The sequence below is a fragment of the Peterkaempfera griseoplana genome, from assembly GCF_001418575.1.
GTDB classification, from domain to species: Bacteria; Actinomycetota; Actinomycetes; order Streptomycetales; family Streptomycetaceae; genus Peterkaempfera; species Peterkaempfera griseoplana.
Genome location: NZ_LIQR01000068.1, coordinates 1 through 20,631, shown reverse-complemented (window position 1 = coordinate 20,631; position 20,631 = coordinate 1). Strand labels below are relative to the sequence as shown.

The following is a 20,631-nucleotide window of genomic DNA, read 5'->3' as shown; positions in this document are numbered from 1 at the left end:
GGGACGACCCCGTCGACGGGGGCGGCCTCCCCGAAGGAGATCTTCACCGTGATGTGCAGGAGGAGCGCGGCCAGCGCGGCGGTGGAGATGCCGCGGTGCACGGACTGGGAGAAGACCCGCTGGTACGGCTTGAGCACGCTCTGGTTGGTGGAGATCAGCCCCCACACCACCGAGCCGGTGAGCGAGATCAGGGTGACCACGCCGATGAAGTAGTCCAGGAAGTTGAGCACCCCCAGCGAGGCACTGTTCACCCAGGACTTGCCCGCCGGGCTGGAGAAGGCCCGTACCGCGGTCGAGGTGAGGGTGACGGCGACCGTGACGAGCACCAGGAAGAGCGGGAACGGCAGCCGTTTGCGTCCGGCCGTTCCTCCGGTGGCTGCGTCGCGCAGGCGGGCGGCGCCCCGCAGTGCGGCGCGGCGGCGCGGTTGTGTGCTCCGGTAGTTCACGAGGGGCCCTCCAAGGTCCTGGCCCTAAAGCCGACGACACGGCGATGCTATAGCGACCAAGGTGCCCGGAACGGCCCGGAAAGGAATGCCGGGAATTATTCAGCGACAGTGTTAGGGGGCTCTTAGGACTCACTTAGGGTAGGGGTGCGGATCGCCCGTGTTGCCCGGTTTTGACCGTCAATCCACCTGCTGGGCGCTCGGGTTGGCGGGTCGTCCGGGGAATTGTTGCGGCGGCGGGCGCCGAGCCTGCCGAATTCCGGAGGGGTGGATCGGCCGGATATCCGGAATTCATTGGGGAAGGGTTTTCGGCGTATTCCCGGCCGCCGCTGAACAGTGCTGAAGAGCGAGCGTCCCCCTTGCCCGGCCCGCTCCCGCCCCCTACTCTGCGCGCGGCCCAGGGGATACCGTTCCGGCATGGCGGACCTGTCACCCCGGCAGAACTACGAGCTGGTGCGCATCCTGTCCCATCTCGGCTGGGGGCCGGAGCGCCTCGCGGCCGAGGTCAACGCGGTCGTGGGCGACCAGGCCGCGATCAACAAGACCACCCCCTACCACTGGCGCGACCGCGGCCGGGTGCCCAGGCCGCCGTACGACCAGGTGGTCTGCGACGTGCTCAGCCGGGCACTGGGCATAGCCGTCACCTACCAGCAGCTGTGGGCCGCCATGGGCCCGGCCCGCGGCGCCAGGACGATCTCCGCCCACCTGCTCACCGACGACTGGACGCCCCAGTTCGCCCGCGCCGCCCTCACCGAGGCCACCGCGTCGGGAGCCCCGGTGCGGCTGCAGCGCCCGGCCGACCTCTTCCGCCCCGACGACCTGCGCCTGGTGGCCCGGCAGTGGGCCGGCAGCGACTGCCCGGCGCCGGTGGGCAGCGGACCGCTGCCCGTCGACCACTCCCATGTGGCGGAGCTGCGCAGTTCCTCCGACGGCAAGCACCGCCTGGAGATGGCCTTCGGCGGCGGACTGGTCCTGGAACCGGCCCGCCGTGAGCTGGGCGTCGTGGTCAAACTGCTGGAACTCGGCGCCTACGACGAGAAGACCGGCCGGGAACTGTACGGAGTGGCGGCCCGGCTGGCCCGGCTGGCCGGCTGGGCCGCCGCCGACGCCTGCGACGAGGCCGCCGCACAGCGCTGCTTCGTGGCGGCCCTGCGCGCCGCTCATGTCTCCGGCGACGTCCGGATGGGCGCCTCCGTGATGGGCTGCCTGGCCGCCCAGGCCACCTACCTGCCGGATCGCGAGCGGGACGCGGTCACCCTGCTCAGCATGGCGCTGGAGGCGGCCGAGGGGAGGGACACCCCGGGGGAACGGGCGCTGCAGTACGGACGGATGGCCAGGGCGCTGGGGCGGTTGGGGGAGCGGCCCACCGCCGAGGCGATGGCCGACCGGGCGTTCGCCGAGTTCGGCGAAGAGGGCGGCGGCGACCCGCAGCAACTGGCCGACCTGCGGCGGATGGTGGGGGAGAGCTGCCTCTTCCTCGGCCGGCTGGAGAGCGCCCGGCAGCTGCTGGAGGCGGCCGCGTCGGGGATCGCCCCCGAGCGGGCCAGGGCCAGGGCGCTGGCCCTGGTGCGGCTGGCGGAGTGCTGTCTGCGGGAGGGCCGGCGGGAGGATGCGGCGCAGGCGGCCGACCAGGCCCGGCGGCTGGCCGCCGGGATGCTGTCGGTCCGGGTGGCGACGGCGCTCAAGGACTTCGACGCGGCCTGGCGCGGCACCGGACGGCCGCCCGGCTGAACGGCTGAGCGGGCGGCGCCGACCCTGCGGTACCCTGGCTCGGTGCGAACCGTGCGCCTGCTCCTTAGCCGGCCGCGCTGACCAGCATCGGCCCGACCCTCGACGGGCGGCCGGAGTCGGCGCGGCAACCCCTCATGCGAGGGGTTTTTTCATTTCCGGCTGACGATTCGCTACCTGACACCGATGGAGTCCTGAGGACGATGAGCGAGACCACCCCCGCTGCGGGCGCGGCCGAGGCCGCGGCCGGCGAGCCCTTCCGCTACACAGCCGCCCTGGCTGCCGACATCGAGTCGCGCTGGCAGGACCTGTGGGAGAAGGAGGGGACGTTCAACGCCCCCAACCCGACCGGCCCGCTGGCCGACCCCGCCGACGGCGACGTCTCCGGCCGCCCGCGCGCCTTCATCATGGACATGTTCCCGTACCCCTCCGGGGCGGGCCTGCACGTCGGCCACCCGCTGGGTTACATCGCCACCGACGTCTTCGCCCGCTACAAGCGGATGACCGGGCACAACGTCCTGCACACCCTGGGGTTCGACGCCTTCGGCCTGCCCGCCGAGCAGTACGCGGTGCAGACCGGCACCCACCCGCGGGTCTCCACCGAGCGCAACATCGAGGTCTACCGCAGCCAGCTGCGGCGGCTGGGCCTGGCCCACGACTCCCGCCGGTCGATCTCCACCATCGACCCGGACTACTACCGCTGGACCCAGTGGATCTTCCTGCAGATCTTCAACTCCTGGTACGACGAGTCGGCCGGCCGGGCCCGTCCGATCAGCGAGCTGGTCGAGCAGTACGCCTCCGGGCAGCGCACCGCCCCCGACGGTCGCGCCTGGGCCGAGCTGACCCCCGCCGAGCGCGACGAGCTGCTGGGCGACCACCGGCTGGCCTACGCCAAGGAGGTGCCGGTCAACTGGTGCCCCGGCCTGGGCACCGTGCTGGCCAATGAGGAGGTCACTGCCGACGGGCGCTCCGAGCGCGGCAACTTCCCGGTCTTCAAGGCCAAGCTGCGCCAGTGGATGATGCGGATCACCGCCTACGCGGACCGCCTGATCGCTGACCTGGACCTGCTGGACTGGCCCGAGGCCATCAAGCTGCAGCAGCGCAACTGGATCGGCCGCTCCGAGGGCGCCAGGGTCGACTTCGCCGTCGACGCCGACGGCGGCGCCGCGATCACCGTCTTCACCACCCGCCCCGACACCCTGTTCGGCGCCACCTACATGGTGCTGGCCCCGGAGCACGAGCTGGTCGACCGGATCGTGCCCGCGGCCTGGCCGGAGGGCGTGCGCGACGACTGGACCGGCGGCGCGGCCACGCCCGCCGAGGCCGTCGCCGCCTACCGGGCCGAGGCCGCCGCCAAGTCCGACGTCGAGCGGCAGGCCGACGCCAAGGTCAAGACCGGTGTCTTCACCGGCGCGTACGCCGTCAACCCGGTGAGCGGCGAGCGGATCCCGGTCTTCATCGCCGACTATGTGCTGATGGGCTACGGCACCGGCGCCATCATGGCGGTGCCCGCCCACGACACCCGCGACTTCGCCTTCGCCCGTGCCTTCGGCCTGCCGATGCGCTGTGTGGTGCAGCCCGCGGACGACCGCGGCACCGACCCGTCCACCTGGGACGACGCCTTCGCGTCCTATGACGCGGCGATCGTCCACTCCGCCAACGACTCCGTCTCGCTGAACGGCCTGGGCGTGGTCGAGGCCAAGAAGCGGATCACCGCCTGGCTGGCCGAGCGGGGCATCGGCGAAGGCACCGTCAACTACCGCCTGCGGGACTGGCTGTTCAGCCGGCAGCGCTACTGGGGCGAGCCCTTCCCGATCGTCTACGACGAGGACGGTGTGGCCCACCCGCTGCCCGAGTCGATGCTGCCCGTCGAGCTGCCCGAGGTCGACGACTACTCGCCGCGCACCTTCGACCCCGACGACGCGGCCAGTTCCCCGGAGACCCCGCTGTCCCGGGCCGAGGAGTGGGTCCACGTCGAGCTGGACCTGGGCGACGGCCCCCGCCGCTACCGGCGGGAGACCAACACCATGCCCAACTGGGCCGGTTCCTGCTGGTACGAGCTGCGCTACGTCGACCCGGTCTCCAGCGACAGGGTCGTGGACCCGGTCGCCGAGCAGTACTGGATGGGCCCCACCGCCGGCAAGCCGGCCGGTGGCGCCGACCTGTACGTCGGCGGCGCCGAACACGCGGTGCTGCACCTGCTGTACTCCCGCTTCTGGCACAAGGTGCTGTTCGACCTGGGGCATGTCTCCTCGTTCGAGCCCTTCCACAAGCTGTTCAACCAGGGCATGATCACCGCCCACGTCTACCGCGACGCCCGTGGCTTCCCGGTCCCGGCCGCCGAGGTCGAGGAGCGGGACGGCGAGTACTTCTGGCAGGGGCAGCCCGTCCGCCGCGAAGCCGGCAAGATGGGCAAGTCGCTGAAGAACTCCGTCGCCCCCGACGAGATCGCCGAGCAGTACGGCGCCGACACGCTGCGCCTGTACGAGATGGCGATGGGCCCGCTGGACGTCTCCCGCCCCTGGGAGGACCGTGCGGTCGTCGGCTCGTACCGCTTCCTGCAGCGGCTGTGGCGCAACGTGGTGGACGAGGAGACCGGCGCCCCGGTCGTCACCGACGAGGAGCCGGACGAGGCCACGCTGCGGGCCCTGCACAAGACCGTGGAGGGCATCCGCGGCGACATGGAGGGGCTGCGCTTCAACACCGCGGTCGCCAAGGCCATCGAGCTGAACAACCACCTGGTCAAGCGCGGTTCCACACCGCGTTCGGTGGCCGAGGCGCTGGTGCTGCTGGTGGCGCCGCTGGCCCCGCACATCGCCGAGGAGCTGTGGCGCCGTCTGGGCCACGAGGGGTCGCTGGCCCACGCCGACTACCCGGTCGCGGACCCCGCGTACCTGGTCGACGAGACGGTGACCTGCGTGGTGCAGATCAAGGGCAAGGTCAGGGCCCGTCTGGAGGTCCCGCCGGGCATCGGCGAGGCGGAGCTGGAGGCGCTGGCGCTGGCCGACGAGGCCGTGGTGCGGGCGATCGACGGTGCCGCCGTGCGCAAGGTCGTGGTCCGCGCGCCGAAGCTGGTCAACATCGTCACCGGCTGACGGCTGACGGCCTGATGGCCGCGGGGCCGGGACGGGGATTCAGCCCCGACCCGGCCCCGCGGCGTGTCCGGGGAAACCCCGAACTGTCCCTGAACTCACCACGGATCCGCCGGATCGGCGGGGCGCCCGGAGGGTGGGCCCGGCTACGGTGGAACCACCGGAACGGCAGGACCGGAGATCCCGAGCGGGGCCCGTCCGGCGGCCCCGCCCCCGCGCGCGGAGGTGGCACCCATGGAGGCGGTCGGCATTGCCGTCGGCGTCGTGGCATTCCTGATCCTCGGACTGGCCGCCCTCGCGGTGGTGGCCGCGGTCAAGGCGGGCCGGGCGGTGGGCCGCCGGGTGGAGCAGCACGGCGCCCAGGCCCGTCGCGCGGTGGAGGACGTCGCGCTCAAGGCCCGCAGTTACACCCAGCCCGGCCCTCAGGGCCGGATCGCCTCCCTCCGGCTGGAGGTCCGCGAGTCGCTCGGCGGGACACGGCGGGTACTGGAGTCCGCCGTCGGCGGTGACCCCCAGCTCGCCGAGGCGCTGCAACTCCTCGGACGGCTGGACGAGCACGCCCGCGCCCTCGACGAGGAGCTGCGGCTGCTGGAGCGCGAGCCGGACGGCAAGCGGGTCGACCTCAGGCTCCCGGACCTGCGCGAGCGCGGCGGCCGGATCACCCACGCCGCGGAGTCGCTGCGCTGGGCCGCGCAGGACCGCGCACGCCACTTCTCCGACAGCGAGCTGGCCCGGCTGGGCCGGGAGTGCGAGACCGAGGCCGGTGCGCTGCGGCACTGGACGCCGGCCCGGCAGGACGGCTCGGCGCAGACATCGCCTCCGGCGGACGGACGGCGTCCGGGGGAGCGCGGCACGGGGGCAGCCGATGGCGGGGCGTCTGCGGCGGGCGGGCAGCGCCCGCGGTCGCCCGGCCTCGCGGCGGGCCGGAGCGTGGGCGCCGCGGAGGCGCTGGGGCTGGACCCGCGCGCCCGGCTTGCGGACCGGTTGCGCAAGCCCCGTCCGGAGCCGGGCGCCGGCAGGGTCGGCTGACCGGCCGAGCGGCCGAGCGGGCCGAGCGGAGGGAAGGGGTCGAGCGGGCCGAGCGGAGGGAAGGGGCCGAGCGGGCGGAACCGCCGGGCCGCTGACCCGGCGAGATGAGCGGATGCCGGGAGCGTGCCACCGCCCCGGGGCCGGACCGCTCCGCCGTCCGCGGGCCGCTGCCCGGGCCGCCGCGACCGCACCGGCCGCGGCCAGACCTGCGGTGCCACCTGCGCGGCGGCACCCGCTGCGGCGTACCCGCCCTGTCCCGGGCCGCCACCTGGAGGTAACCTCCCGCACATGTCCGCCCACGTTGCGCTCGTCACCGATTCCACGGCCTATCTGCCGCAGGACGCCGTGGACCGTCACCGCATCACCGTGGTGCCGCTGAGCGTGGTGATGGGCGACGAAGTGCTCGCCGAGGGCATAGAGGTCTCCCCCAAGGACGTGGCACAGGCACTCCGTGCCCGCCGGACGGTGACCACCTCGCGGCCCGGCCCCGAGTCCTTCGCCGCCGCCTACCGGGCCGCCGCCGAGGCGGGCGCCGAGGCCGTGGTCTCGCTGCACCTCTCGGCGGAGCTCTCCGGCACCTTCGAGGCGGCGCAGCTCGCGGCCGAGTCGGCCGGGCTGCCCGTCCGGGTGATCGACACCCGCATGGTCGGCATGGCGCTGGGCTACTGCGTCCTGGCGGCGGCCGCGGTGGCGGATGCCGGGGCCGGCCTGGAGGAGGTCGCGGCGACGGCGGAGCAGCGGGCCCTGGGCACCACGGGCTACTTCTACGTGGACACCCTGGAGTACCTGCGGCGCGGTGGCCGGATCGGAGCCGCCCGAGCGCTGCTGGGCTCCGCGCTGGCGGTCAAACCCCTGCTGCACCTCTCCGGCGGGTCCATCGAGCCGCTGGAGAAGGTCCGCACCGCCTCCCGGGCCATCGCCAGGCTGGAGGAGATCGCCGTGGAGCAGGCCGGCCAGGGCGAGGTGGACATCGCCGTCCATCATCTTGCGGCCGAGGACCGCGCCGAGCCGCTCGCGGAGCGGCTGCGGAGCCGGGTCCCCGGGCTGCGGGACCTGTACGTCGGGGAGGTGGGCGCAGTCATCGGTGCCCATGTGGGGCCGGGGCTGCTGGCCGTGGTGGTCTCGCCGCGCTGACCGCTGCTCATCGGCGGGTCGGCGCCGACCGCTCTCCGCCGGTGACTGCTTCTCACTCCTGCGGGTGAAGGGAGTTGTCCACACCCCGGGGTTGTCCACAGGCTCTGCCTCCACCCGCCCACGGCGGACGGTGGACGCCTAGCGTCCTGGCCCATGACGCCCATGACCCTCCCTGCTGCCCGACGCCGCGAGACGGCCGCCATCGCCCGCAGCCGGCTGCCCGCCGTCCTCCCCTTCGGCCTGCCCTCCGCTCCCGGAGCCGGAGAGCCCGCGGTGCCGCCCGGTGGAGCTCCGGGTGACCGTGATGCGCCACGAGGCGACGAGGAGGGCCCGGCCCCCGGACCGCCACCCGTCCGGTCGGGTGCGCAAGCCGGGGCCGAGCCCGGGCTGGAGCCGACGGCGGCCGTGGCCGAGGGACCGGGCAGGGTTCCCGGCCCGGAGATGGTTTCCCCGGCCGGTGAGGGAGTGCGCGTACCGGCGCGCCGGCTGCTCGCCGGGCTGTCGGGGGGTGGGCTGGAGTTCGACCGCAGGGCCGTCGCAGGGTTGGCGGTGCTGCTGCTGGTGGCCGTCGGGTACGGCGTCCAGCACTTCTGGCTGGGCCGTCCACAGCCTGTGGCCGTACCGGTGGCGACGACCCGCGCCGCTCCGGACCCCGGCCCGACACCTGCCGCAGCGGCCCTCCCACCTCCGGCGTCCGGAGGCCCCGTCATCCCGCGGCCGTCCCCGGGACCGGTGGCTGTCGTGGTGGTGGATGTCGCGGGCAGGGTTCGCCACCCCGGACTGCGGACCCTGCCACGGGGCTCGCGGGTGGCCGATGCCCTCCGCGCCGCCGGCGGCCCGCTGCACGGCACCGACACCGCCGGGCTCAATCTGGCGAGGGTTCTGGCGGACGGTGAGCAGATCCTGGTCGGGGTGCCGGGAGCGGCCCAGCCGAGTGGCGGGGGATCCGCCACCGGGCCGCCGACCGGCCCGGTCAGCCTCAACGCCGCCACCGTCGACCAGCTGGACGCACTGCCCGGGGTGGGGCCGGTCCTCGCCCGCCACATCATCGAGTACCGAGGCTCCCATGGCGGCTTCACCGACATCGGGCAGTTGCACCAGGTGCCCGGCATCGGAGATCGAAAGTACGCCGAGATCCAGCCTCTGGTGACACTCTGACGAAGCGTCAGTCATGCGCTCGGCCGCCCTCATCGTCCCCCGGGGGAACAGGGAGTCGCATCCCCGGCCACCTGCGGTGCGCGCCACTCCCTGTCACCGCCACCGGCACCGTTCCTGGCCTGGGCGCCGCTTCTGTCACTGTCCCCGACGCCGACGCCGACGCCGACGCTGAGTGCCAGCGCCAGCGCAGGCACGTCACCAGCCCTGGGCTCACCGCCCCCTCTCCTCGACCCGTATGGCCCCAGCCGCATGAGCATTCGGCCGTCAGTGCCGCCCCGGACGCCCGAACAGGGCGCTCCCCATCCGTCCCCGCCGTCCCGTCGACCCGCGCCGCAGCCCCACCGGCCGCTGCACCGCACGGTTTTGCCGCCGGAGCGGACCACCTCCGATCTGCGGGTGCTGCCGCCCGCCGCCGCGGCCTGGCTCACCACGGCGGTGCTCCTGCCCGTCGACCCGGGCCGAGTTCCGCTGGTCGCCGTGGCCGCAGTCCTGTCCACCCTCTGCGCCCTCGTCCTGCTCATCCGCAACCGCCGAAGCACCCTCACACTCGCCGCCGTCCTGCTGACCACAGCCGCAGCCGCTGCCACCACCGTCCTCCACACCGCCGACCTGCACCGGGGCCCGCTCCCCGACCTCGCCCGCCGCCACACCGCCGAGGGCCCCGCTGACCCCGGCGGCTCCACCGCCAGCCACGCCACCGTCGAACTCACTCTCACCAGCGATCCCGTCGCACGTGCGGCCCGGGTCCGGGGATCGGGGCGCGGCCAGGGCTTTGTGATCGTGCACGCCCGAGCCGACCGGGTCACCGCCGAGGAGATCGGCACCGTCGCCACCAGAACCCCCGTCACCGTCATCGCCCAAGGGCACGCTGCTGCGCAGTGGCTGCCCCTGCTGCCCTCCACCCGCCTGGCCGCCGACGTCCAGGTGCTGCCACCGGGCGACCCGGCCGAACCCAGCGCCGCCGTCCTGATCAGCCGCGCCCCGCCCCGCCTGCTCGCCCCACCCGATGCCGTGCAGCGCGCCGCAGGCAGCCTCCGCGAGGGTCTCCGCCGCGCCTCGGAGCCCCTCCCCTCCGATGCCCGGGCCCTGCTCCCGGGCCTGGTCGTCGGGGACACCTCCCGAATCCCCGACGACCTGCAGGAGGCGTTCCGCGTCACCGACCTGGCGCACCTTGTCGCGGTCAGCGGCGGCAACCTCGCAGTGCTGCTGGCCGTCCTGCTCGGTGCACCCTCCCGTGCCGCAACGGCGGAGCGCGGCGGTCTGGCCGCACGCCTCGGTCTACCGCTGCGCATCACCGCGGCCCTGGGCATCGCTCTCACCGCAGCCTTCGTGGTCCTCTGCCGTCCCGAACCCAGCGTGCTGCGGGCCGCCGCCACCGGGCTGATCGGTCTGCTGGCCCTTGCCGCGGGGCGCCGCAGCCAGGCACTCACCGCCCTGGCATCGGCCGTGCTGCTGCTCCTGCTGGCCGATCCCTGGCTGGCCCGTGACTACGGCTTCCTGCTCTCCGTGCTGGCCACCGCCGGGCTGCTCACCCTGGGGCCGCGCTGGTCCGCAGCACTGCTGCGGCACGGCTGGCCCCGCCGCCTCGCCGAGGCCGTCGGTGCCGCCTGTGCGGCCCAGGTGTTCTGCAGCCCCGTGATCGTGGTGCTCACCGCCCGGGTGAGCCTGGTCGCCGTACCGTGCAACCTGCTCGCGGAAGCCGCGGTCGCCCCGGCCACCCTGCTCGGCTTCGCGGCCCTGGTCACCGCACCGGTCTCCGGCGGAGCCGCCGCACTCCTGGCCCGGCTCGCCGGCATCCCCGCCGGCTGGCTCGCGGCGGTGGCCCGCCGAGGCGCCGCACTGCCCGGGGCCCAGGTCGCCTGGCCCACCGGCTGGGCGGGGGCGGCGGCGCTGGCCGTGGTCACCGCCGCCGCGGTGTGCGCAGCACCCGCCGTACTGCCCCGGCTGCGCAGTCGCCCCGTCCTGGCCGCACTGCTCGGCCTGGCCCTGCTCGCCGCCCTGCTGCGCCCGCCGCTGCTCTCCAGGATCGCCACCGGGTGGCCCCCGACCGGCTGGCGGCTGGTGATGTGCGACGTCGGCCAGGGCGACATGATCGTGCTGCCCGCAGGCCCCGGGGCCGCCCCCGACACGGCCGTGGTGGTCGACACCGGGCCGGATCCGCAGGCCGCCGACGTCTGCCTGCGCTCCCTGGGCATCACCCGGGTTCCGCTGGTGATCCTCACCCACTTCCACGCCGACCATGTCGAGGGGCTGCCGGGGGTGCTGCGCGGCCGCTCGGTCGGCGCCGTCGAGACCACCGTCCTGGACGAGCCGCCGGGGGAGGAGCGCCGGGTCCTGCGCTGGACGACCCGCTCCGGCATCCCCCTGGTCCGGGCGGTCCCCGGCGAGCGCCGTACGGCCGCTCCCGGGGTCAGCTGGCAGGTTCTCTGGCCCGACGGTCCCACGACACCGTTCGACGCCCCCGGCCCCAACAACGCCAGCATCGCCGCCGTCGCCGACGTCCACGGGCTGCGCATCGCCCTGCTCGGGGATCTGGAACCGCCCGCCCAGGCCCGACTGCTCGCCCGCGGCGGTGCGGTCCTCGGCCCGGTGGACGTCCTCAAGGTCGCCCACCACGGCTCGGCCAACCAGGACTGGGCGCTCGCTGCCGCCCTGCACCCCCGCCTCGCCCTGGTCTCCTGCGGTGTGGACAACCCGAAGCCTCCCCGACTAGTAGTTCAAGGGGAAGTCACCCATGACGGCATCTGCGCAGGTCAGAGACACTGAGCGTTCAACTCACTCACACGTGGCTGTGAACACCATGCTCAGGGGCGTGTCTGCCCTCCGCCTGTCTGTACTCACCGACGAGACCACGAGCCCCGAACGTCAGCGGGAAGCAAATCAGCGCGCCGCCGCATCACTGGGCATCGACCTTGCCGACCGGGAAGCCGTCGACCTAGGCGTCAGCGCGAGCAAGACCACGCCTTTTGAGCGCCCGGAATTGGGCGCGTGGCTCCGACGCCCGGACGACTTTGACGCGCTGGTCTTCTGGCGATTCGATCGCGCCGTTCGGTCCATGGACGACATGCACGAGCTTGCGAAATGGGCGCGCGCCCACCGGAAAATGATCGCGTTTGCCGAAGGTCCGGGAGGCTTGCTGAAGCTGGACTTTCGCAACCCACTGGACCCCATGGCACAGCTCATGGTCACGCTGTTCGCGTTCGCGGCTCAAATGGAGGCTCAGGCCATTCGGGAGCGCGTCACGAGCGCTCAGGCGGCAATGCGCGTTATGCCGCTTCGTTGGCGTGGTTCTCGCCCGCCGTACGGCTACATGCCTGCGCCGCTCGAAGGTGGCGGCTGGACGTTGGTGCAAGATCCCGAAGCCGTCGCAGTGATCGAACGGATCATCAACGAACTGCACAGCGGAAAGACAGTGGCGGCAGTCGCGGCCGGACTGAATGCAGACCATGTTCCCTCGCCGCGCGATCACTGGAGTTTGCGGCAGGGGCGCAATACGGGAGGGAAGACAGGCGGAGAAAAGGGAGAAACCGTTCAGCGTGAGCGCTTCGCGTGGCGGCACGGGGCAATCAAGGAACTACTCACCAGCGAGCGCCTGATGGGCTGGAAGACGCAGGACAACAAGCCCGTGCGGGACAGCGAGGGAGCGCCGGTTATGGCAACGGCTCAGCCCATACTCACCCGCGAGGAATTCGACGCTGTAGGCGCGCTGTTCGCTGAGCGGGCAGTAAACAACAAGCACACCGACCGCACGGACACTGTTGCCCTCTTGCTGAGGGTTATCCACTGCGACGGCTGCGGCGAACACATGTACCTGCACCGTCCGTCGCCAACGAGCAAGAGCACAAGCCGCACCGAGACCTACAAATGCGGGTCATTTACACGTGGCGTCAAGTGCGTGTCCCCAGCGACCGTGAAACGGCAATGGGTGGACGACTACGTGACTGAACGCTTCCTTGCCGCTGTGGGCGGCCTCAGGCTGACGGAGATCCGCCGCATCCCCGGGTACGACCCGCAGCCGGAAATCGACGCCACAACGGCCGAATACGAAGCTCACATGGCGGAGCAAGGACGGCAGCGCAGCAAGGCCGCACGGGACGCATGGCAGCGACGAGCAGACGCATTGGACACGCGGCTAGCAGAGCTGGAATCACGCGAAGCCACGCCGGAACGCGTAGAAGTAGCCCAACGGCGAGAGACTTACGCTGACGTGTGGGCGGCAGGGGACGACACGGAGCGGCGCGCAATGCTGCGCGACGCCCGGGCAGTGCTGCTTGTGCGTAAGGCGAAGCGCGGCAAGGTGTTCGGGCTGGACGAATCGCGCGTGAGCTTTGAGCTGCGGAACGAGTTCTTCGCTGACGCTGCGCTGGAGCTGGAAGGCGCGCTGAGCCGCTGACAGCAACAAGTGGCCCCGGGCTTCCGGCGATCGCGCTGGGAGGCCGGGGCTTCTGCGCGCCGCAGACGGGCGTTAAAGCCGAGTGGCGGACCGGAGAGGCGCGCGGGGACAGCGAGGAAGGGGCTTGTGTTGCTGGGTTGTCCGTGTGTTGTCCTTACGCACCCCCTCTGACCTGCGAAAAGCAACACAACAACACAAGCAACACACCAAGTACCTAAACCGTGAACTGCATCGTCTGTAGATGAAGCCTCTTGGGCTGACTACTGTTTGCGTTGTTGTGTTGTCTGGGGGGCCTCGCCCGCCGTGGCAAATCTTCGGCAGCTCCCAGGCGTTCGACTCACTAGATATTCTTCGAGGGCACCTTATGCCCAGATGCTGCGGGACCACGGTAGGACAGGCTTACGCCGCCCCTTCCCGCTGCCATGGATTCCCCCGTGCGCGGGATGCAGGCTGTCGGCCTTGCTAAAAGCGCACCGACTAAGCCCCCGGGCGTTGGTCGAGCTTATTCAGCGTGTCGTGGCGCTGGAGTCTGCTCCCAACGTTCCGGGGGCTTTTCGCTTTCCACGACACGAAAGGGCTTTGCCCCATGGACTTGGACACCTACCGTCCGCGCGTCCCGTCGCGCCTTGAGGACGTTTACTATCCGGACGGCATCCTTGCCGGTCAGTCTCGGATTCTTCGCTGCCCGTTCTGTGACTGCGAGCACTGGCACGGCGCGTCTCTGGGTGACCGTAACTCTCACTGCACGCCGCATGTGGTTGTTCGGGGCGGATACCTTCGCATCAATGACGCCTACGGCAACCCCGGTTATGTGCTGTGCGAGCCGGCCGACGCCGTGAATTGGGACCTTGAGCGGGCTATGGCTCAGCTTTGGGTTCTGCGTAGCCGCTACCGCCGCATCCGTGCCGAGCATGATCGTATTAACCCGTGGACGGCCGCCGAGCGGACGCGTAAGCGAAATCTACGGGAACAGGCTGACTCTCTCGCCGCTCTCCTGCTGAAGGCGGCTGTGTCGCTGTGAGCATGAGCCTTACCCCCGAGCTTATTCAGCAGTTCTTGTCCATGGCGCAGGAGCTGAATTCTCAGACTCAGCCCGACGGCGACATGAGCGAAGACGACCTTGCGCAACACGCGCTGGAAACCCGTTTCGGCGGCAACCTGTTCTTCAGTCGCTCTAAGGGTTGGGCGACATTCCCCGCTGGAAACCACTTCTGGATTTGGGACCGGCACGGCGACGACGTGACGGCCGAGGTGCAGACCATGCTGCGGGAACTCCGCGCCGCTGAGCGTGACCAGCGAAAGGCACAGAGCCTCGGTGGCCGCACTAAGCGAGATAACGTCGTGTCGCTACTCAAGGGGCTGCCGGACATCCGGTACAGCGGCGAATGGGACGCGCATTCGATGCTGCTGGCCACACCGAACGGCATCATTGATCTGACGACCGGCGATCTCACAAAGGGCACGCCCGGTCAGCGGATAACCCGCGTGGTTAATGTCGAGTACGACCCGGACGCCGCCTGTCCACGCTGGGAAAAGTTCCTCGATGAAGTCTTCGAGCATGACTCGGAGTTGCCCCGCTATGTTCAGCGTCTGCTCGGGTACGGCATTACGGGCAGCAACAAGGAGCAGTGTTTCGCTGTGCTTTTCGGCGAGGGAGCCAACGGCAAATCGACGCTTCTTACGGTGCTCCGGCGGATTCTCGGCGACCACGCGGCCACAGTGCCGTTCGACATGTTCACCACGTCGGGTAAGGCCCGGGGCGGTCCAGATGCTGAGCTGTTGGTCGGTGCACGCGTTGCGCTGGCTAGCGAGACGAACCGTTCCGCCGTCCTGGATTCCGCCGCCATCAAGAATGCGACCGGCGGCGAGGAAGTTACGGTGAACCCAAAATACCGCGACCCGTACACGTTCACGCCCACGGCGCTTATCCTGCTGGCATCCAATTACAAGCCGGTTGTGCGTGAGCAGGACAACGGCACGTGGCGCCGTATCAAGCTGATTCCGTTCCTCCAACGGTTTGAGGGCGACCGGCGAGACCCACAGTTGGAAGACAAGCTTCTCGCTGAGGCCCCGGGCATTCTCGCGTGGCTCGTGCGTGGCGCCGTCGAGTGGCACCGTGAGGGGCTGAACGACCCTGCGAGCATTCGCGAGGCTGTTCAGGCGTACAAAGAGGATAGCGATCCGCTGGCGGGCTTCTTCCCGGGCGTTATTGTGGCCGACCCGGAGGGGCGCATTACTAATGCTGACCTTTGGGATGCGTACACGGGCTGGGCAGACAGTGAAGGGAATCGCCTGTTTCAGTCGCTGCGCACGCTGTCCACTGCGCTTAAGGAGCGCAACCGCCGAATCGGCCCCTTCAACACGAAGGGCAAGCGCGGGTGCACGGGTATCCGACTCGCTGACGCGCGGGATCACTCGGGCGGGCCGGGAATCTTTAATCGGGAGGACGTGTGAACTACGCAGCCAACCTTGGCGCCTGCTGTGCCGCCATTCTGTCCCTCTACTGCGCCGCGCTGACCTTCATCGCGTAACGCTCGCCCACATTCTCCGGACGGGGCACCCATTCACCGCGTGTCCCGTCCGGATCCCATCCATCTAGGAAACAGCCAATGAACGACATTGACCGCCGGAACATCCCGACCCTTTCCGCCGTGCTTCCTGCTGTCGCGTACCACTCCGAAGGTTCTGCTTGCGGGCTGCTGGCGCTGCATGCGCGAGTGGTATCAGGGTGCAGGGAGGCAGGACTCCCTCGATTTGGAATACGCGCACTGGTGCGACTGCTTGCCGCACTGGGATATGAAGTCCGCGAGACTGAGAGCGGCGGTGAGGTGGTCGGCCTGAAGCTGACTGGCCGCTATGCGGGGAACCGTCGGTGAGCACACGGAACTACTATGCGCCGCACATCTGTGCATCGCGTGCACGCATTCCTGAAGTCAACACTTTCGCCAAGGAGAACCGACCATGCGTGCAAGCGCACTGACCGATGAAGAGATCGCTTACCTCGCTGAGGGCGCACCCGAGATCAACACTTCGGAGCTCCCGCCGGCTGAGGCCTTCGGCCCGCACGCCGAGGAAGCTGCCCGCATTTACGCTGAGCTTGATTCCGCCGTTGAAGCGTGGGCCGAATTCGATGCCGAGTGGGCTGAGCTGCTCGACCCCAACTGGAGGAAGATTGCCCGGGCGCGCGACAAGGCTGCTGGTGCTCAGGCCCGCCGCCAGGGTAAGGACCCGCTGGAGGTTCCCAGCGTGCTGGACGACTGGGCCTCGAAGCGCGACCGGATTATGGGCGCCGCCGAGGTATTGGTAAGCGAGGTGAATTCGGCCTACATGGGGCTTCGCGCGTTCGCACTGAAGCACCGGGACGAAATTCTTATCAACGTTCGCGTTGACTTCGAGTCGGCTGAGGCTGCGTACGCGGATGCAGCGGCCGAAATGTATAGAGTGCGCAACAAGTATGGTGCTGCCCTCCAGCGGGTCTACTGGGCGGGTGCCTTTGGTACTGGTAGGCAAGTGGGCCCGTACCCGAATGCCGACAGCATTACGCCGGTTGGTCCGGGAGGCTCGGACCTTCATGACCTGTACTTCACGGATCGTCCCCCGTTCCCCGGCGCTGCGGAAATTAAGACCGTCCGTTCGGCCATCGGTGACGCCGTCGAAGGTGCGTTCATGGTCGACGCCATCGACACAGAGACCGGTGAGCGCGTGCGGCTTTCTGAATCCTCGGTGCGCTCGACTTCGGGCCGGTACGTGCGACTGTAACGCGCGCTTGGATGTAGGCCCGGCATCACCCATGGCGGGGCGTGCCGGGCCTCTTTCCGTTTTCCTGCTGATTGGAGGCGAAGCCCTATGCCCCGCGTCCGCGTGGCCCCCGGAAGACGGCTCATACTCAACGACAAAACCTACTTTGCGGAAGACGAGTTCGAGGTAGATGACTTCGCATATACGTCTTGGTTGTCTAGCGGTCTAGTCGTTCCCTCTGGTGGTGTCTCGCCGGAGGTGACAGCGGCCCAGCCTGCTCACCGTGAGAAGGCTAAAGCGGCTGTGCCTAACCCGTGCAATAGCTGTGAGCCAGCAGACGCCGAGGCAGGTAAGGCGTTGTCCGTGTGCACTATCCCTGGGTGCGCGTGCCTGGTGACTAGGGGTAGGTGCGCGGGGTGCCGTCGGTCGGCTGATAGACAGCGCAATGGAACGGGGCATCAAAAGGCGTACCGCGATAAGGCGTGGCTCACCAAAAGGGCGCAGGTGTTGAGGGCCCGCCCGTATTGCGAATGTGATGAGTGTCTGGCGCTGCCTCTCATCATGCGTCCGGCTGCTGAAGTTGTTGACCACATTGATGGGCTCGGCCCTCTTGGGCCCCGTGGCTTTGATGATGCGAACCTTCGGCCAATGACGCGCGCCCATCACAACCGCCGGACAGCGCGTGATCAAAATCATTTCAGTGAGCGTGGTAAACGACCTGGGGGATAACCCCCTTCCGGCTGGGGGTTTTGAGCGCGGGGGAGGGCTTTCGCCGTTTCGCGACCCAATGAACCTCAATCCGGCCACGCCGAGTAAGGAGAATCGAGATGGCCAAACCACGTAAGCCCGAATCGACCCGGTCCCGTTACGGTGTGCGCCGGTCACCCGGCGCTTCCCAACCCACAGCGACGGTTGAGCTCCCGCCGGAATGTACATTCGATCCCCCGCCGATTCCCGGGTATGTGCAGTGGGATGAATGGCAGCGTGACCGCTGGAACAGCCTTTGGCGCAGCCCGCAGGCATTCATGTGGGATGAGACGGCTGTCACGACGGTCGCTGTCCTCATCACCTATGAGCGGGCCGTTCTGTCCGGCGCTGCCTCAGCGTGGCAGGCGCAGGAGCTGAGATACGCGACGGAGTCCCTGGGGCTGACGCCGTCGGCGATGCAGAAGCTCGGATGGAAGATCGGAGACGGTTCATGAGCCGGCGGCAACAGCGTGCCGCGCAGAATACGGCGGCAGCTCAGGAGCGGCGGCCAGCCTTCGGCCCGTGGAACGAGAGCGACACGACCGGCTACAGGGTCTGCCCGACGCACGACTACGGCATTCCGCCGGGAATGGCCTGCCTACGCTGCCGTATCGCTGCCGCTACGACGCCTGGTCCTGAGGCCCGTGAACGGCGCCGTTGCGCCCGATGGACGCCAGACGGCGAAGAGGACGCTTACGCGCCGTCTGAGGCGTTTCCCATGGTCACACAGCTCGCCTCCACTGAATAGGAGCGAGGTTTACGGCCCGCAGCGGAAACGCCCAGGTATGGCCACGGCCGGCCCTGTCGAGACAGCCGCCACCATTTACCGCGTATACGTTCATCCCTGGGGCCTGTTCAGCTCAACCGGGTTTCCGTAAACAAGGAAGTCTGTGTGTATAGATGCAGGTGGAACGCCAACAAGTGTGGGTACAATTTCCATGCGGAGCCCTATAATCGCATGAGCTCCCAATGATTTGGCTTTATCGGAGAGGGCGTCAAGTGCCTCGGACAAATTATTTGAAGCCGCCCATATAATGCTCCAGTGAGACGCGATCTCATCGCATGGGTAGTCCGTCGTGAACATCATTATTCTGGTCATAACAGAAGTCTATGGTGGCCCGCTTGAAGCAGCATCCGGACGGCCGCCAAAGGCATGACAGAAGCCCCGTACTGGTCACAGCGACCGGTACGGGGCTTCTTTGCGTTTCAGCGGAGCGTCATGCGCGTTCCGCTGCGGCGGCAGGATGCGAGCCAAGAAGCGGCGGCGCTCTCCCCGTTGAACACCAGCGGCTCACCGTTGTCTGCGGTCACGTCAGCGCGCTGTGCACGGTCGTAGACCACGAAGCGTCCGGGCTCGCCGCAGAAGGCAGGCTGCACCACGAAGCGGGCGTTCGCGTCGTAGCGCTGCCACAGCGCCGCGCCCATCACTTGCGGCCCTTGTGCGGGTGGCGGCTGATCTCAACCGTGCAGTCAACGGCTTGGCTGTAGTCGCCCCGGCGCCGGGCCTCTTCCCGCTGCCTCACGAGCGCGGCGCAGACGTCGCACCCGGGTACCGGCTGTGCTGTCTGGGCCGTCTGCTGTGGGCGGGTCATACTGCGGCCCATGGTGCGCAGTCCTGCCCGAGGGCCGCGAGCGCTAGGGCACGGCGCCTTTCTCGCTGTAGCCGTGCCTCCTGGGTGGGCTCGTGGCGGTCGTACGCGTGCCGGAACAGCGTGCACCGCGCTCCCCAAAGCCGCTCACTCACGCCCGAACCGCCCTAGTGATGCGCGCAATGCCTGTTCAAGTGCCCTTACCGCTGGACCGTAGACAGGCTCACTGAGTCGTTCACGGCGCAGTTCCGCCACGTTTGCGACGTCGCGGAGTTGGACGGCCAACTTGCGGAGGGCGATGCGCAGTTCGTCAGTCGTCACAGCCGGGCGCTCGGCCATCGCGAGCGCGTACTTCGCGTCAGCGCGCGCCATGCACACGATGTGCTCTTCTGTGCTGTCGGCGAGTTGATTCACAATCCCCGGCCCCGCCGTCACGTACTCCGCCTTGCCTTCCGGCCCGGTCCACGGCAGGCGCCGCAAAGGCTCGTGCGTCTCCACGAGGTTCGGCGCGTGATCGCCCCATTCGACGTTCAGTGCGTCGCGGTGCGCTCCCTCGTGTCCGGCGGCACGCATGCACGGCAGGCGCCGGCTCGTGTCACCACAGCGCGGGTGCTTCGCGCTGTCCGGGATAGGCTCGCCCATAGGTCGACTCCCAATAGTCGGCTCAGCCCCGGTGAGGAAGTAGCCGCTTCCCGCCGGGGCGTTTTGCGTTTGTGCTGCACACAGTACTGCAATGTGCACACTGTGCACAGGTTGCACAGCGTGCTAGCTAAGGTGTGGTGCGCGCAGTGTGCACAGACCATTGAGTCGTGATCTACGAATGGCAACGCGGCGCGAATGACCTTGAGCGCCGTATCCGTGCGGAGGAGATCCCGCCGGGTGGCCGACTGGAGAATGAGCGTGAGCTAGCGGGCACCTACAGCGTCAGCGCGGGGACGGTCCGGCGCGCCGTTCGCGAACTGCGAGAACGGGGCTTGGTTGAGACCCTGCCCGCGAAGGGGTCATACGTGGTGGACCCGCTGCCGCCCGCGTAAACGCCCTGTTCAGGGGCTTGTTGCTGCGCTGACTGGGCCGAACGTGCTAGAACTGCCAGTCGCGAGGCTTCGGCAACCCCTACGGCCATCCCGCACCGGGCACCCTGGCCCGTCTGCGCGCACTGGGCGCCACCGTGCTGCGCACCGACCTCTCCGGTGACATCGCCGTCCTCGGCGACGACCACGCCGGGCTCCGCGCCTCCGTCCACCCGCACCGCCCCGGGGAGGGCTGAGTGCGGCAGCGGACGTCAGGCGTCCTCCCGCCATCCGTCGTGCGCGGCGGCGAGGGCGTCCAGCGCGGTGAGCAGGGCATCGGCCCAGGCGTCCCCGGGTCGCGTCAGGACGACCAGCCACTGGGCGTCCTCGGCGTCGTCCTCACCGGCCAGCGCCTCACGGACCAGCTCCGGCTCGCCGAGTTCGGGCCAGCGCCGGACGACGTCCGCGGCCACCTCCTCCGCGGTGTCCCGGTCGGGGAGGACGAGCAGCTGGCGACTGGGGTGGCTCTCATGCACGGCCCCATTCTCCCTACCCCCGGCCCTCTCCACC

General features: G+C 69.7%; 16 protein-coding genes and 1 pseudogene. 12 read left to right on the top strand and 5 right to left on the bottom strand.

Annotated elements, in window-relative coordinates; translation table 11 throughout:
- Positions 1-446 (bottom strand): annotated as a pseudogene (locus AOK09_RS05510) (hypothetical protein); the annotation flags it as partial.
- Positions 447-860: 414 nt separating this feature from the next.
- Here AOK09_RS05510 and AOK09_RS38820 point away from each other — a divergent pair.
- The 11 genes from AOK09_RS38820 to AOK09_RS05460 all read left to right on the top strand — a co-directional run bounded on the left by AOK09_RS38820 (position 861) and on the right by AOK09_RS05460 (position 17,917).
- Complete coding sequence (locus AOK09_RS38820; protein WP_055585979.1) at positions 861-2,174, top strand: tetratricopeptide repeat protein; 1,314 nt, start codon at positions 861-863, stop codon at positions 2,172-2,174.
- 200 nt (positions 2,175-2,374) lie between these two features.
- The gene (leuS, locus tag AOK09_RS05500; RefSeq protein ID WP_055585978.1) at positions 2,375-5,266 is read left to right on the top strand and encodes a leucine--tRNA ligase; all 2,892 of its coding nucleotides are present in this window, start codon (positions 2,375-2,377) and stop codon (positions 5,264-5,266) included.
- Positions 5,267-5,497: 231 nt separating this feature from the next.
- Complete coding sequence (locus AOK09_RS05495) at positions 5,498-6,292, top strand: hypothetical protein (protein WP_055585977.1); 795 nt, start codon at positions 5,498-5,500, stop codon at positions 6,290-6,292.
- A 288-nt stretch (positions 6,293-6,580) separates the two neighbouring features.
- Positions 6,581-7,426, top strand: a complete 846-nt coding sequence (locus AOK09_RS05490; RefSeq protein ID WP_055585976.1) for a DegV family protein — start codon at positions 6,581-6,583, stop codon at positions 7,424-7,426.
- A gap of 153 nt (positions 7,427-7,579) precedes the next feature.
- Entirely contained in the window at positions 7,580-8,584 is a 1,005-nt protein-coding gene (locus AOK09_RS05485) for a ComEA family DNA-binding protein (RefSeq protein WP_245687131.1), read from the top strand.
- 363 nt (positions 8,585-8,947) lie between these two features.
- Entirely contained in the window at positions 8,948-11,350 is a 2,403-nt protein-coding gene (locus tag AOK09_RS05480; RefSeq protein ID WP_055585975.1) for a ComEC/Rec2 family competence protein, read from the top strand.
- 34 nt (positions 11,351-11,384) lie between these two features.
- Positions 11,385-12,977, top strand: coding sequence for a recombinase family protein (locus tag AOK09_RS05475; RefSeq protein WP_245687133.1), 1,593 nt, complete (start codon positions 11,385-11,387; stop codon positions 12,975-12,977).
- Between the two features lie 586 nt (positions 12,978-13,563).
- Complete coding sequence (locus tag AOK09_RS39960; RefSeq protein ID WP_157875807.1) at positions 13,564-13,998, top strand: hypothetical protein; 435 nt, start codon at positions 13,564-13,566, stop codon at positions 13,996-13,998.
- A 2-nt stretch (positions 13,999-14,000) separates the two neighbouring features.
- A complete protein-coding gene (locus tag AOK09_RS05470) occupies positions 14,001-15,431 on the top strand; it encodes a DNA primase family protein (RefSeq protein WP_245687132.1) in 1,431 nt (476 codons plus the stop codon).
- A 507-nt stretch (positions 15,432-15,938) separates the two neighbouring features.
- Positions 15,939-16,736, top strand: coding sequence for a hypothetical protein (locus tag AOK09_RS05465; protein WP_055585973.1), 798 nt, complete (start codon positions 15,939-15,941; stop codon positions 16,734-16,736).
- Positions 16,737-17,542: 806 nt separating this feature from the next.
- Positions 17,543-17,917 carry a phage terminase small subunit gene (locus tag AOK09_RS05460; protein ID WP_217698384.1) on the top strand — a complete coding sequence of 125 codons (375 nt, stop codon included), beginning with the start codon at positions 17,543-17,545 and terminating at the stop codon, positions 17,915-17,917.
- Between the two features lie 383 nt (positions 17,918-18,300).
- Here the strand turns inward: AOK09_RS05460 and AOK09_RS39955 are convergent, their stop codons facing one another.
- From AOK09_RS39955 to AOK09_RS05445, 3 genes are all read right to left on the bottom strand, one after another.
- Positions 18,301-18,561 carry a YbjQ family protein gene (locus AOK09_RS39955; protein WP_157875806.1) on the bottom strand — a complete coding sequence of 87 codons (261 nt, stop codon included), beginning with the start codon at positions 18,559-18,561 and terminating at the stop codon, positions 18,301-18,303.
- 107 nt (positions 18,562-18,668) lie between these two features.
- On the bottom strand, positions 18,669-18,887 hold the full coding sequence (locus AOK09_RS05455; protein WP_055585972.1) for a hypothetical protein: 219 nt from the start codon (positions 18,885-18,887) through the stop codon (positions 18,669-18,671).
- A gap of 311 nt (positions 18,888-19,198) precedes the next feature.
- Complete coding sequence (locus AOK09_RS05445; protein ID WP_055585970.1) at positions 19,199-19,693, bottom strand: hypothetical protein; 495 nt, start codon at positions 19,691-19,693, stop codon at positions 19,199-19,201.
- A gap of 167 nt (positions 19,694-19,860) precedes the next feature.
- Here AOK09_RS05445 and AOK09_RS05440 point away from each other — a divergent pair, with 167 nt between their 5' ends.
- Entirely contained in the window at positions 19,861-20,085 is a 225-nt protein-coding gene (locus AOK09_RS05440; protein ID WP_055585969.1) for a GntR family transcriptional regulator, read from the top strand.
- Positions 20,086-20,333: 248 nt separating this feature from the next.
- Here AOK09_RS05440 and AOK09_RS05435 read toward each other — a convergent pair whose 3' ends face one another.
- The gene (locus tag AOK09_RS05435; RefSeq protein ID WP_055585968.1) at positions 20,334-20,597 is read right to left on the bottom strand and encodes a hypothetical protein; all 264 of its coding nucleotides are present in this window, start codon (positions 20,595-20,597) and stop codon (positions 20,334-20,336) included.
- Positions 20,598-20,631 lie beyond the last annotated feature (34 nt).